This window comes from Natrinema salinisoli, assembly GCF_020405205.1.
GTDB classification, from domain to species: domain Archaea; phylum Halobacteriota; class Halobacteria; order Halobacteriales; family Natrialbaceae; genus Natrinema; species Natrinema salinisoli.
The window spans coordinates 66,308-79,477 of sequence record NZ_CP084471.1 but is presented as its reverse complement, the minus strand read 5'-3'; the positions used below and the strand labels follow the sequence as shown (position 1 = coordinate 79,477).

Annotated in this window: 11 protein-coding genes and 4 pseudogenes; 4 read left to right on the top strand and 11 right to left on the bottom strand. The window is 53.2% G+C overall.

The window, feature by feature from the left end; translation table 11 throughout:
• Positions 1 to 92 precede the first annotated feature (92 nt).
• The 5 genes from LDB05_RS23120 to LDB05_RS23100 form a co-directional block, all read right to left on the bottom strand.
• Complete coding sequence (locus LDB05_RS23120; protein WP_226008330.1) at positions 93 to 2,102, bottom strand: hypothetical protein; 2,010 nt, start codon at positions 2,100 to 2,102, stop codon at positions 93 to 95.
• Positions 2,095 to 3,324 (bottom strand): hypothetical protein, encoded by a 1,230-nt coding sequence (locus LDB05_RS23115; RefSeq protein WP_226008329.1) that lies wholly within the window; start codon positions 3,322 to 3,324, stop codon positions 2,095 to 2,097. The genes LDB05_RS23120 and LDB05_RS23115 overlap by 8 nt, the downstream gene beginning before the upstream one ends.
• A 121-nt stretch (positions 3,325 to 3,445) precedes the next feature.
• Positions 3,446 to 4,375, bottom strand: coding sequence for a tyrosine-type recombinase/integrase (locus LDB05_RS23110; protein ID WP_226008328.1), 930 nt, complete (start codon positions 4,373 to 4,375; stop codon positions 3,446 to 3,448).
• Positions 4,376 to 4,663: 288 nt separating this feature from the next.
• A complete protein-coding gene (locus LDB05_RS23105) occupies positions 4,664 to 5,530 on the bottom strand; it encodes a DNA-binding protein (protein ID WP_226008327.1) in 867 nt (288 codons plus the stop codon).
• Between the two features lie 722 nt (positions 5,531 to 6,252).
• Positions 6,253 to 8,508, bottom strand: coding sequence for an NADP-dependent malic enzyme (locus tag LDB05_RS23100; RefSeq protein ID WP_226008326.1), 2,256 nt, complete (start codon positions 8,506 to 8,508; stop codon positions 6,253 to 6,255).
• A 264-nt stretch (positions 8,509 to 8,772) separates the two neighbouring features.
• Here LDB05_RS23100 and LDB05_RS23095 point away from each other — a divergent pair.
• A pseudogene (locus tag LDB05_RS23095) lies at positions 8,773 to 9,086 on the top strand (SLC13 family permease); the annotation flags it as partial.
• 13 nt (positions 9,087 to 9,099) lie between these two features.
• Here LDB05_RS23095 and LDB05_RS23090 read toward each other — a convergent pair.
• A pseudogene (locus tag LDB05_RS23090) lies at positions 9,100 to 9,192 on the bottom strand (PadR family transcriptional regulator); the annotation flags it as partial.
• Positions 9,193 to 9,319: 127 nt separating this feature from the next.
• Here LDB05_RS23090 and ddfA point away from each other — a divergent pair.
• Positions 9,320 to 9,634 (top strand): DdfA family disk-determining factor, encoded by a 315-nt coding sequence (gene ddfA / locus LDB05_RS23085; protein WP_226008325.1) that lies wholly within the window; start codon positions 9,320 to 9,322, stop codon positions 9,632 to 9,634.
• Positions 9,635 to 9,724: 90 nt separating this feature from the next.
• Here ddfA and LDB05_RS23700 read toward each other — a convergent pair.
• The 3 genes and pseudogenes from LDB05_RS23700 to LDB05_RS23075 all read right to left on the bottom strand — a co-directional run.
• Positions 9,725 to 9,808: pseudogene (locus tag LDB05_RS23700) on the bottom strand (DUF7558 family protein); the annotation flags it as partial.
• Positions 9,808 to 10,098, bottom strand: coding sequence for a DUF8069 family protein (locus LDB05_RS23080; protein WP_226008324.1), 291 nt, complete (start codon positions 10,096 to 10,098; stop codon positions 9,808 to 9,810). The gene LDB05_RS23080 and the pseudogene LDB05_RS23700, both read right to left, overlap by 1 nt.
• 207 nt (positions 10,099 to 10,305) lie before the next feature.
• Positions 10,306 to 10,647, bottom strand: coding sequence for a hypothetical protein (locus LDB05_RS23075; RefSeq protein WP_226008323.1), 342 nt, complete (start codon positions 10,645 to 10,647; stop codon positions 10,306 to 10,308).
• 236 nt (positions 10,648 to 10,883) lie between these two features.
• On the opposite strand from LDB05_RS23075, the gene LDB05_RS23070 reads away from it, so the two are divergent.
• Positions 10,884 to 11,156, top strand: coding sequence for a PadR family transcriptional regulator (locus LDB05_RS23070; protein WP_226008411.1), 273 nt, complete (start codon positions 10,884 to 10,886; stop codon positions 11,154 to 11,156).
• On the opposite strand, the gene LDB05_RS23065 is transcribed toward LDB05_RS23070, so the two are convergent.
• Entirely contained in the window at positions 11,153 to 11,362 is a 210-nt protein-coding gene (locus LDB05_RS23065; protein WP_226008322.1) for a DUF7979 domain-containing protein, read from the bottom strand. The two genes, LDB05_RS23070 and LDB05_RS23065, sit on opposite strands and share 4 nt — an antisense overlap.
• A gap of 631 nt (positions 11,363 to 11,993) precedes the next feature.
• Between LDB05_RS23065 and LDB05_RS23060 the strand changes: the two genes are divergently transcribed.
• Positions 11,994 to 12,272: a PadR family transcriptional regulator gene (locus tag LDB05_RS23060; RefSeq protein ID WP_226008321.1), complete on the top strand. Its 279-nt coding sequence runs from the start codon at positions 11,994 to 11,996 to the stop codon at positions 12,270 to 12,272.
• 414 nt (positions 12,273 to 12,686) lie between these two features.
• On the opposite strand, the pseudogene LDB05_RS23055 reads toward LDB05_RS23060, so the two are convergent.
• Positions 12,687 to 13,058, bottom strand: a pseudogene (locus LDB05_RS23055) (DUF8030 family protein); the annotation flags it as partial.
• Positions 13,059 to 13,170 lie beyond the last annotated feature (112 nt).

Below are 13,170 nucleotides of genomic sequence, written 5' to 3'. Positions count from 1 at the left end.
GACAAAAGCTTTAGCCAGAAGAATGACTATTGTTCTGTTCTAATCATTATTAATTCCGTGTAATCATCCTAGTATACTCTATGGTTCAATCGTCAGTTGACATATATAGCGGCACCAGCGATTACGATAATACTGATAAAAAGTACTGCCAGAAGAGGAGGACAGTATTCAAAATAATGACGAGGGGTGGCATTTTCAAAGAAGTCAATATCGATCTCGTCCATGCTGGTTGATTCATCTTCTATCTGTGGAAAGTTGATTTCTGGATCGTTGGATGATTCACCTATGCTCATAGAACATGATAGGAATTGGGCCTCAGAAGCACGATGATAGCTTATTAGTTTGTAGAGGAGCCAGATTGCCGGTACTGTTGAGACCAGTATTGTTATTTTTATTACTCCTTGTCCCTGGTCAGTTGATGTTTGTAAGCCAAGGCCGCTGAGCCAATTTTGTAGACCAACGAATGTACTATCAGCTACTATGATAAACCCATAAAAGATGATGATAACCCAGATAAATACTAATAGTAGATAGATTCTACTGGTCGTCTGTCTCGCATTTTGAAGCGAATTGAACGCGGTACTAAGATGAACTTTATGTTGGTCCTCTATCTTCTCGAGGTCGAAAACTCGTGAACCCACATGACTACGGATCTCTGAAAGGTAAATTATGAAATCTCCAGTACGGTTCTTCATTACCGACTGGGTTTCATCGATCTCATTTTGGATGATCGGGAAGTAAAAGATGAGAACTGCTGCGATGGCTGATACGCTGAATGGGGCAAGAACATGAAGATCCGAATAGCGTAGGATCAGAACGAAATTCGTTACTATAGCGGCCAGAAGTGTGATGATGACCTTCTGAAGATCCGATGTAAGAGACTGAGAGGCTTCTGAAAGCGAGTTTGCGACAGTTCTCGTTAACTCGAATGCTTCTTCGACCGTGTTTTGTAGTTGCTCTAATTCTTGTTTAGCTGCTTCCTCTTGAAGGAATCCGCAGTAGTGAACAATCTCACGACGCTTTAACGATATCTCGGTAAAAGATGAGCAATGGGTGGCGACAGCTTGGTGCCAATGGTTCAGGGAGGACGGTCCGTCATCGTGAAGCACCTGCTCCAACAGACCATACAAGTCATTCAGCGGGTGGTCGTCAAACGAAACATCACTTGATTCATTAAAATCAAACTCACTTCTCGTATGATGCCGGTCGGTCTTTGTCTCCGCTTCAAATGAATCTCCGCTGAGGCTGTAATCACTGGCCAGACAAGCAGTAGCCGCAAAGATAAAGACACTTTGATAGACTTCACGGATTACTGCATTATCAAATACAAGTGGTGAAACAGGCGGGGAGCTGAACTTAGTACCCTCAAAAACAGAAGATAGTATCTCTTGTTCTCTTCTATAATCCTCCTGGCAACTCACGGGGAGAAAATCCGTTCTACCGTTCTCCAAGGAATGAGCCGACACAAAACCCAGAAATCGGCTCTCTTCAACTCCCTCATTTTCCAGAAAGTAGTGATAGGGTGTGGTCGAATCATTGAATTGTCTGTCAATTATATGTTCTACGCTGGATCTCCCAATCCATTTCCCCAGCGTCTCTTTACTAGTCCACATTTGTACATCTGCATCGCTAATACCCACCGAATTTTCGCCACAAAAATCTTCTACGATATGTGATTTATTAACTGTGATTGACAGCTCAAGCTCGTCTATGTCTGATATACCGAGGGCCTCAAAGATCAGCTCAACTCCTTCCCGATGCTCACCATCTGAGAAATGATTCGAAATTCTTCCCGCCCGATCTGCGCTATCCTCATCATTCTCAGATAGCATTTCAGTGACTCCACCCTGCTCAAAACTCACTCCGTTTTGTAGGGTAAGGACCTGGGTCTCGGTTTCATATGGCGAAGACGCCGGAATAGCAAGTTGAAAATTTCTGAACCATCTCGGACGAGAATCAATCTGCTCTACTAACGACTCAAATTCTGATCTAGACAGCTCACTAACTGGCTGGTTATTGACCGTCACCGTCTCCGGAGCCCATGTTGCATCCTCTAAATAGGCTTCCTGTATGCGTTCTAAAAATGATAATTCTTCAATCATTGATCAGTTGGCTCAAATCTTTGTATTCAGATAGTTCCGGGAAAATAGGGATGTCAATAGCCTCATCATTATCTTCTTCATCGCCCGTTTGGTGATAAGTTCCTTGTCCCACAGGCCGGAACGATGGTTCCTGTCCTCTTACAACCGTGAATACCTCGTCGGTCTCCTCACTCTCATAGAACTCAATTGCATCCTGTCCGAGAACATCGCCTACAGTAAGACCCTGGATCTTGACATTCCCTATCTCTACAACTACACCACTCTCCCAATACTGATCGATACCATCTGGTAGATCATCAAGATCAACATCTTCCAATGAGTCAATTTCTTTAAATGGATCGTCAAGATCCTCCACATCAGTATCGTCATCTTGCAACTGTTTTATAACCTCAATCCGTTGATTTGCCAAAATTTCGTCCTTATGTTCCTCTTCTTGTAGACCAAGGTACTTGTACCAGTATTGTGCTTGTCCATTACCCTGATACAGATAAGCAACACCCAGACGCTCTTCATCTGAATTATCGTCTTCAGAAGTTTCATCTGTCTCATCTGTACCCTCTTCCGAGCTATCGTCTTCCAGTTCTGGTATCTCCTGATAAGGATACAATACTGATTTTTTCAAATTATCGTCGAAAGCATCTTGGAGTTGAGAGAACAGTTCTTCTGCGTCTTCATCTCCTTCGCCCTCTTCTCCAGGAATAAAGACGTCCTCCCGCAGAGGAAGTTGTACAACCATCAACCTGTTTTCTGATTCGTACCGATCACTCTCCCACCTATATTCAACAAACAACAAAAAGCAATCTACACTATTAGGTGCTTCAACATACCCATCAACCAGTGGATCCGATACATCTGAAAAGGTTTCTTCATCCTCACTATCGCCTTCTGTTTCCTCGTCGCCGTTATCTTCTTCTGCTTCGTCTTCTTCTGCGCTGTCCTCGCTAGTATCGTCATCCAAATTGAAGGTTGAGAGGGTATTGAGAGTTGATTGAGTGGACTCTGTATCAAAATCATGCTTGCGAGAACTCTTAATGGACGGATCTCCATACTGCTTTGGCTCTAAAGTTCCCATAAACCCCCGAACAATATCCTTCGTGTTCTCGTAATCATCTAACTCATCAGCATCGATTTCCTCATAAAGATCGTACCAAGGGTCATCAGCTTGAGGGTGGCACTGATATATGCAGACATGCTGAACGTTACCTTTCTGTTGATCGGTCATTTCTGGGAAATACCGAGATAGTAATCATAAAAGTAGGGATATGCAGTTGTTGTTAAACCGATATTCGAACTCGGGATCGCATCCTTACCAAGGACACGGCTTGTAACAGGGGAGAAGGCTTTCAGAGCCCCAATTTCGCTATGCAGTCTAGATACTGTTCCCGAACCTCCCCCCGATCAACCCTCGTGTAGACATCCATCGTCTGATCGCTGGAATCGCCTCGGATATATTTGAGGATTCTATCATCCATACCCCGCTTCCGCATCAGTGTCGTGAAAACAGTTCGAAATGTATGTGGTGTAAACTTCCGGTGAAACTGAGTCTCACCTCTTTCCATAATGCCACTTGAGATTGCAGCCTTCCGAACAGCGACTCGGATCCGTTCACGAGACAGACGATGACCCCTCATACTGACGAAGAGATAATCTAACTCATCTGGGGTGATCTTGTGAAGCCTGCGGATACTCTTGATTACCTCATTATCGACTGGTACGACTGTCTGCTTTCCGCCCTTTCGCTTTCGCAGGGGAATGAAACCTTCCTCCAGCATTAAATCGTCTTGCTTAATTTCAAGAGCCGCAGTCAATCGACACCCAGTTTTAGCCAGAAGCACCGCGACTGACTTATCACGAGGATCGGCAATCTCGTGGACGATCTTCTTCGCATTCTCCCACGTCGCACAATCAGGTCTATCGTGAACCCGCTTCGGAATTTCCTCCAATACGACGCCAGCGGGATTGCTGTTGATCTCCTCAAACCGTGGTCGCTTCATCGCGTAGCTAAAAAACGATGAGAGTGATTCGAGATACCGACGTTTCGTGTTCTGACTTAGATCCCGTTCGTTCAGTTCATGCAGATATTCTTCGATGTGTCTAACTTCCGTTTTTGCAGGCTTCAGGTCCGGAAATTGCTCGTGATAGAACTTCTTAAGTGTGCGACTGTAGGCATTAAGTGTTCGCGGACTACGGCCCATCGCCTCCTTCTGCCGCAGGAACTCGTTGATTTCGTCGTGCTTGTTCTCGAAGACCTTCTCGTACCAGTCGTCAACCATCTATCCATCACCTCCCTCAGTGCGGCGGGCCTCGCGGAGGTGAATGCGAAGCCGCTCGCGGGCCGTGAGAGTACGTTTCTCGGACATTGGTGCTCGGGGCACGTGTCTGGTGTGCCCTCCGCCCCTCCAGGGGGCCAATAAACAGACTCCGTCACGTCAGCGGTCTTGTTTCTGGGTACACCACTCCCAAAGCGATGACTCCGATTGTGGCTGCCGGCCGACCGGAGGGTGGGGTGGTGGGGCTTGGGTCTGGTCTGGCACGGAAAAAGAAAGAGACCAGTCCGCTCGCTACTCTTCCCACCACCGACCGCGCTCCGGGAACTCGATCCTCGACCACCCGGTCAGCGCGATTGAGCACCGGCCCTCGTACCAGTTCTTGGCTGCCGCCCGGAACCGGACCGTTTCGCCTTCCTGCACCACCGTCTGATCGGATTTCTCCCAGCAGGTGAACTTGATTTTCCCGCTATCATCCGCTATCAGTCCGACTTGCTGGATGCTGGTTGAGGACGGCTTCCAGAGGGTCTGCACAGTTCCTTCGACCGTCACCTCACCGACCGGGACGTCCGGCACGTCCGCGATGGGCACGATCGCCCCCGGCGCCGCCTTCAGTTCCTCGAGCGTCTCCAGAACCGCCTTCGTGACGTCCCGCCCGCGCTGCACCTTCTCGGCCAGCTGCTTCGCGACGACCGCTCTCGACCAGCTACCCTTCACCTCATCGCTGATCCGCATCGCCTGCTCGTTGACCTCCGCGAGTTCCTCTTGCGTCAGCTTCTCTCGGGGATCCGTACACTCCTCCGGCGCCGGCTCGTCACGGCCACACAGCTTGCTGACGACCTCTCGCGTGCGCTGCTCGCGACCATCCTGGGTTCCGAGCTCGGCCTGGGCACTGATGCGCTCCAGTTCGGCTTCCCGCGCCTGAATGCGCTCCTCCTGTTTGAGGGTGACACCGTGAATCCGCTCGTCGCTCGTGTCCGCGATCCCGTCCGGGTGGTTCGCATCCACCTTCGCTTGTGTCTCCTGCTCGACCGCTGCCTCGAACTCCGGCGTCTCGTCGACGACGGGGAAGCCATCTTCATCGACCGCCTGCTCGCCCGTTTTCTCGAATGCCTGTTCATCGACCGAAACGACCTTTCCGCTAGCGTTGTTACTGGACATTGGTATCTCTCCAAGGTACCATTGAAGGCGCTCAGCGCCCGACACCGCGATGCTGCTACATCGCGGTTTTCCGACGACAACGACCGATAGAACCATCTGGGCGCTCTCGCTCGCGCCTTCGCGAGCGCCCTCTGGGGCGCGAGCGAGAGCGCGCCTCAGGGAGGCCACCCAACCAGCACCGCGCGCCGACCCGCCCGGAGCGAGCGGCCAGCGGGATATGCCCGTTCGTGTCCGGCCCGATACGCGGGTCCGTGTCCAGGGCGACTGTCGCCGAGAACGCGCGCCGCGGTGTGGCGCGCGACAGCGCAGGCGGCACAAAGCGCTGGAACGCGAAAGCCCGCAAGGGGCGCAACCGACGGGGATACCCGCTGGCGTCGAGGGCACATACACTTTAGCCCGGAACGGGCGCGGGCGGTGTGGAGAGCGCCCGCATGCCCGGAATGGTCGGTCGCGAGCGACGCGGAGGGCGGAAGCGGTGAGCGGGGCAAGCCGGTACGTGCACACCTATCCAGCCGGCCGTGTCGCTCGGCGAACCAGCTATCGTCCTGACAGACTCAGAAAGGGCGAGGCCGTCCCCCGATCTCGTAAGCACCTATGACAAACAGACGCGCATAGTGTGTAGCGAGGACCTATTGCCGGACGCTCTCCGGGTGATCGAGCATGTGTTCACTTACTGGGAGGACAATTCCAGCAGGAACGTACCGAGGAATCGATTTAACCGCTCATGAATGGCTATCTTGGGCGTCGACCGTCGCAACGGCCGCGAGGTTGACGATATCCTTGACCTCGTCGCCGCGCTGGAGCACGTGGACTGGCTTATCCATCCCGACTAGCATCGGGCCGATGGCGTCAGCCCCACCAAGGCGCTGGAGTAGCTTGTAGCCGATGTTGCCCGCCTCGAGATTCGGGAAGATCAGCACGTTCGCGGGCCGTTCTAACTCGGTGAAATCGTAGGTATCGGTCAGCATCTCCTCGAGGACGGCGGTGTCGGCTTGCATCTCACCGTCGACGGGGAAGTCGATGTCGGAGTCCTCACGTAGGCGGCGGGCCGCTTCGCTAGGTTTGCGGGTACCTTCATTGTCGACGCTACCGAAATCGGAGTACGAGAGCAAGGCGGCGCGCGGTTCAACGTCGAACCGACGAGCCAATTCGGCGGTGTGGCGGGTAACCTCCTCGAGGACGTCTTCGTCGGGAGCCTGGTTGACCGTGGCGTCAGCGACGAAGATCACGCGATTCTTGAACGTGAGCATGTAGACGCCGGCGGCGTACTCGGCGTCGTCGGCCGTTCCGACGACTTGTAGCGGTGGGCGGAGTGCCGACGGATAGTGGTTCGTCAATCCGGTGAGCATCGCGTCGACGTCGCCGCGATCAACCATGACGCTGCCGAAGTAGTTGGTGTCGTCGCGAATCAGTGATTCGGCCTCACGTTGGGTGATACCGTCGCGCTGTCGTCGCTCGTAGAGGTGGTCGGCGTACGCCTCACACTCCCCGCCAGCGGGGTCGACGATGTCCGGTTCGAACTCGAGGCCGAGGTTCACGACCGTACGATGAATCTCGTCTTCGTCGCCGATCAGGACCGGCTTCGCGATTCCGCGCTCTTCGATTTGGGCTGCCGCACGGACGATCGTCTCGTCAGTCCCCTCGGTTAGCGCAATCCGTTTGGGGTCGGACTTGGCCTTGTTGAGCACGACGCGCATCATCTCACGAGATTTACCGAGGCGGGCCTCGAGGCGTTCGACGTACTCGTCAACGTCGAGTTCGATGCGAGCCGCGCCCGACTCGATCGCCGCCCGTGCGACCGCGGGTGCGACCTCGAAGAGGACGCGAGTGTCGAGAGGTTTGGGTATGATATAGTCCGGGCCGAACTGTAGCGGCTGATCGCCGTAGGCTTTGACTACCGAATCGGGGACGTCCTGCTTGGCTAGATCTGCCAGCGCGTGGGCCGCCGCGACCTTCATCTTCTCGTTGATCTCAGTGGTACGGACATCGAGCGCACCGCGGAAGATGAAGGGAAATCCGAGGACGTTGTTGACCTGATTGGGGTAGTCCGACCGACCGGTCGCCATGATGACGGTATCGTCGCGGGCCGCCTTGGCTTCCTCGTAGCCGATCTCCGGCTCGGGATTTGCCATCGCGAAGACGATCGGATCGTCGGCCATCGATCGGACCATCTCCTGGCTGACGATACCGCCGGCAGAGAGCCCGACGAACGCGTCCGCATCCTCCATCGCGTCCGCGACATCGCCGTCGGGTACGTTCCGTGCGAACTGCCGGTTGTACTCGTTCAGCTCGCCGGATTCCGCCCGTTCCGTCGTCAAAATACCGTCGATATCACACATAGTGATATTTTTTCGGGGGACGCCCAGCGAGACGTAGAACTTCGCGGTTGCGACCGCGGCGGCACCTGCACCGGCGAACGCAACCTCGAGGTCTGCGAGATCCTTGCCGACAATCTCCGCGGCGTTGAGGAGAGCAGCGCCGGAGATGATGGCGGTGCCGTGCTGATCGTCGTGAAACACGGGAACCGATAGTCGGTCGCGGAGGCGCTCCTCGATTTCGAAACAGTCCGGTGCCGCGATGTCCTCGAGGTTGATTCCGCCGAAGGTCGACTCCATCGCCGCAACCGACTCGACGAACGCGTCCGGATCATCGAGATCGAGTTCGATGTCGAAGACGTCGATGTCGGCGAATCGTTTAAACAGGACGCCTTTTCCCTCCATGACTGGTTTCGAGGCCTGAGCGCCGATATCACCCAGCCCGAGGACGGCCGACCCGTTCGAGATTACGCCCACGAGGTTTCCCTTTGTCGTGTACTGGTAGGCATCATCCGGTTCCGCGGCGATCTCGCGACACGGGGCGGCGACGCCCGGAGAGTACGCCAGCGAGAGGTCCCGTTGCGTGTTCGTCGGTTTCGTCGTCGATATTTCGATCTTCCCCGGTGGATCTGTCTTGTGATACTCGAGCGCGTCTTCGTCCATTTGTGGTCGCTCGTCTCCTGCCCACCAACAAAAGTGTATGTTTGTACCCTTATTTCTGCGTGAGCTACATTATCATGATTATTTCTGGGTGAACAGCTACCCCCTCAATTTTGAACGCCTTCGTTCTTCAACTGGTTCTAATTGACTAGGCGCCGCCGGTTCGAATTCGGTCCTAGTGTGGTGTCATCAGATTCATGGGCGGGAGCGGCAACGGTCCGAGTGATGAGAGATCGGGTAGGAAAGCAGTCGGTGCTGGAGTCATCGATGGCGTCATGGCAAACAGCCGGACTGCTAATGGCCGCTGGTATCCTTGTCGTCGGAACGACACTCGACCCACTGCCATTGTTGTCCGTCGAGGGGCAACGGACGCTGGCGGTGTTCCTCTCGGTGCTCGTTCTGTGGCTGACCCGGCCGATGCGTACGTCGTCTTGAGTCTCCTCAGCGTTACACTACTATTCGTGCTGGGAGCCGTCGACTCGTTCGATGCGCCGACGACCGGTTTCACCTCCACGCTGGTGTTCTTCCTCCTGGCGCTGCTGTTGCTGGGTGACGCCACGACGAGCGTCGTTCTCGATCGGCACGGTCGGCTCCCTTGAGTTCTTCCTTGATCGCCAGGCCGTGCGGCACCTCCAGTTCCGCAACCACGTACAGCAGATCACGCTGGAAACCGGTCAGATCGTACATATAATTCCTCCTGATGGTCAGCGACATAAGAATGGGAATGACAGCGTCCCGTCAAACATGAAAGACCGTGACTCCTTCAACAGAGTTTGGAAATCCTTTTATATCGGAGTATTGCAGTGCAGGATCCATGGGAAAGATAGGCACACAGGTTAATACGGATGACTCTTCAGCTAAACTGACTCTGTCTACTACTGCTGAATGGGTGCAGGACACCGAGAATACACCTGTCTATGCGGTTGTTTCGGCGGTGTCAGAAGCCTCTGGTCTGGATATGGTTGAACTGCCCCCACTCTATAATGCGATCAATCCAGACGCGCTGAACGCGTTGTTCACTTCTCGAGCTGAGCCTGCTGTCAACAAAATCTCCTTCGAGTACGCAGGATACGACGTCGTGGTACGCGGAACCGGTGCGGTTGAGGTACGGACCACGGTCAACGCCTGAAATACGGTCTTCTCACTCTTCGCTCAGACCATCGGTAGCAGACTTCTTGAGCCACGGCTGTTGCCAAGAACGGATGTCCCTCTCAATGACGTCCTGCCCCCAGGTATGGGCCCCACCAGTCTCGGTGCTGGGCAGAGCGTCGCAGAACGCACAGCCGACGAGTGTCTGCTGCATCACTCGTCCTCCTCGTTGGCGTCGTGGCCGGCCGTCCAGCCCCGATGGAAGACAGCCAGCTGCGTCGTCGAGTCGAACGCGGTGTCGCTCGGCTCGTGAACCAAAACTTGGTTCTCGGGAATTGGGGTTACGACGTCCGCGTCGACGAGCTCGCTGACCAGGTTGCGAGCCGTCGCGTCGTCGACGTCAGCCGTCGCAACACTAGCGACGTCGCGGTCCTGAGCGAGAAGTTCGACCTCGAACTGTTCGTAGTCGGCACTCGTGCTGTTTCGAGGATCGAGATCAGCCATGGTGAATCGTGTTGGGCACGTGAGAGCGCGCCTCGCGCTTCACGGCGCTGACAGACTTATCGTCGATAGCAGATAGGGTTGTGAAGCATGGCTCCGCCACTGAGTGCATTAACCAACAATTTGAGACCCTTCTCGGGACGTTGGTTAAGACAAGCTCCCTACCGCAGAACTGCAGAAGAGAATACAAAACCGGGGAGAGATAAGGATCTACCACCAACGAGCGGCTACGTTACGTACGGCGACTTTGTCCCCACCATTGCGGTGCTCAGAATCGAGCCGAGCATACACGTCTACAGTGGCGCGTAGTTCAGTAAGTGACCTGTTGAGCGTCAATGGATCAGGAAGTTGGTCGTCGACCCTTCTGAGGGTTTGTTCGGCTTCAAGAAGTGCCTCATGCAGATTGTTGATGGAAATCTGACCGCCATCCCTAGCGCCATGTTCTGGGTGATTTCCCTGATCATCGTACTCCGAGTCGGGAACCGGGTCGTCGACACTGAGAGCTCGGTCGAACTCAGGGATATCCTGTGGATCGGGCTCCTCTGGTGTCATCGGCTGAGCACCTCGATGTCGGGATTTGCACCAGTTGGACCAGCGACCGCCTTTGCACGCTCGAGTTCGCAGCGCTCCCGCTGGGCTTGCCGTTCGAGGGCATCAGTTTATCAGTAGATAGTAGCCCGTATTCAGAACGATTTCTGAAACCGAATCGCCCGATTCGGTAACTACAGTGAGCTTATAATATGATATCGGATGGATAACAAACACCACGCTCAATGGAATCCAACGAAATGGACGACCTCACGGGATTCCAACGCGACCTGTTGTACGTCATCGCAGGTGCAGACCAACCATCAGGCCAGGATGTCAAAAACGAAGTTGAACAGTACTACAACGCCGACATCAATCATGGACGGCTCTATCCAAATCTCGATACACTCGTCAACAAGGAGTTGGTTGAGAAAGGGCAACTCGACAGGCGAACGAATTACTATGCAATAGCAGATAAGGGAGAGAAAGCGATTGAGGACAGACGGAGGTGGGAGGAACAGTTTATTAATTAGACAATAGAGACCTCGTAGTAGTCGGTGTACTTCACGAGATCACAGTTATGGAACCCGTCTGCGATTGATCCCTCGACAGAGACATCATCAGAGACTGTGAGGAGAGGGAGTTCTTCTTTCGCGTCTTCACTCAGTTCGTCGTAGTGGCATACTTGGGAGTCAGAGGGGACATTGTCAACCGGCTCAAGCGTGAGTCTTGGACTCATACTACACAGTATTAATTGGATCGTATTCAATATTTCTGCGATGATAATCAATGAACGTCTATTTAGAACGGGTATTGGAGCGTATAAACTTCTAATTGTTCACCTCTTCGCTGATAGTAGAACCGAGACAATTGAATTTCCATATGCTGGATATCGTACGGTGTTGGCTTCCGTGCCTGGCAGCCACTCGTCGATGGCGACGAGTTCGTGCCCGTTCTGTCGAGCAACGTCGCCGGAATAACGTCGCTCTCGGTCACTGGTATCATTGTAATCACGTTGGTGATCCTGATGTTGTTTACGATGGATCGGTTGATCTGTACTCATGGGTACTCTCGAGGCACGCGTGGACGCGCCTCACCCATCAGGCGCGAAAAAACGGCTTCGAGAGCGGGTTGTCAGTGGAGGAGAGCGATTTCTGATTGGAACGAGTGATCTCTGTTCTTTCAGATTCTCTCCTCGAGCCCGTTCCACGAATGAGGTTTACTATCCACCGTGGGATATTCGTAAACAGATCGATAGTGGTGACTGTATGACCATGTATGTGAGAACTCAATGTAAAATATTGAAAATCTAATAATTCTATATCAAAGATAGATGGGGCTTTATACGACTACTCAAAGAGTCCAATAGTATGTACGATCTTACTGGTTTCCAGCGGGATTTGCTGTACGTGATCGCCGGCCAAGAGGATCCCCACGGTCTTGCCATCAAAGATGAACTTGAGGACTATTACGAGAAAGAAATCCATCATGGACGGCTCTACCCGAATCTAGACGAAATCGTAGATAAGGGTCTGGTTGAGAAAGGTGAGAAAGACCAACGAACTAACGTCTACTCGATCACAGCTCGCGGCACTCGAGAACTCGAAGCCCGTCGAGACTGGGAAAACCAATATGTTGACTTAGATTAGCCGATTATCAATCTCTATTATCGTTTTTATACATTTCCACCCACCATTGAATATTGACAAACGGCCAATAGGTTGACACCAGTTGTGTTCTAAGAACCAACTGGCGGGGGAAAAGATCAGTCAACACCCGTCGACTGGTCGACACGAGACATCCATACCCTTCGCTCTGAGATCGTTCCGACGTGACACCAATAGCCAAACCGTCGTCCAATCTCAGAACCACGGTTGACACACAACCGTAGTCAGGGAATAATTTCCTGACCTAGTTGGGCTGGGATCCACAGGTTGACAGTGTCTTAACCAACATCGGGTAATCCACTTGTCTAGGTGTTGGTTAAAACATCACTTCTGAAATCGAAGCTCTCGAGCTGGTTTTACGCAGAATCTGTCTTGAGCGCCGTCAACGTCATTCTAATCTACCTGACCTCCCTGTGACGACTGGTGTGTGAGTCGGCTGACCAGCTCGTCACGAACCGCTTCCCGACTGACTGTCGTTTCGTGCCGGCCGAGCCGCTCGTCGAAATACCGCTTCTGGAACCGCTCGCCGACGTCATCAATGGCGATGTACTGTGTCTGCTTCACTCCCGCAACGCTTGTCGAAACAAACTCGGCTCCGACGTCTTCGTGGGTGAGTTCGACGAGCGCGCATTCGACGAGTGAGACGACGGCAGTCGGACTTCTGTTGTGGGGGATCGTCAGTTCGAGATCTATCCACGGTTCGTCGCTCGATTGCTCAGTTTGCTCGCCGTGAAGTCGTAATCGCTGTTGCTCGTGTTCTGAAGACATGGTTGTTGAGTGGGCGCTTACGACCGCCCCTCGCTCCTTTCGGGGGCGACAAACTCCACCGCGAATCGCATCACTTTCCATTGAGTGAATTCTGATATATCTGCTATAGACG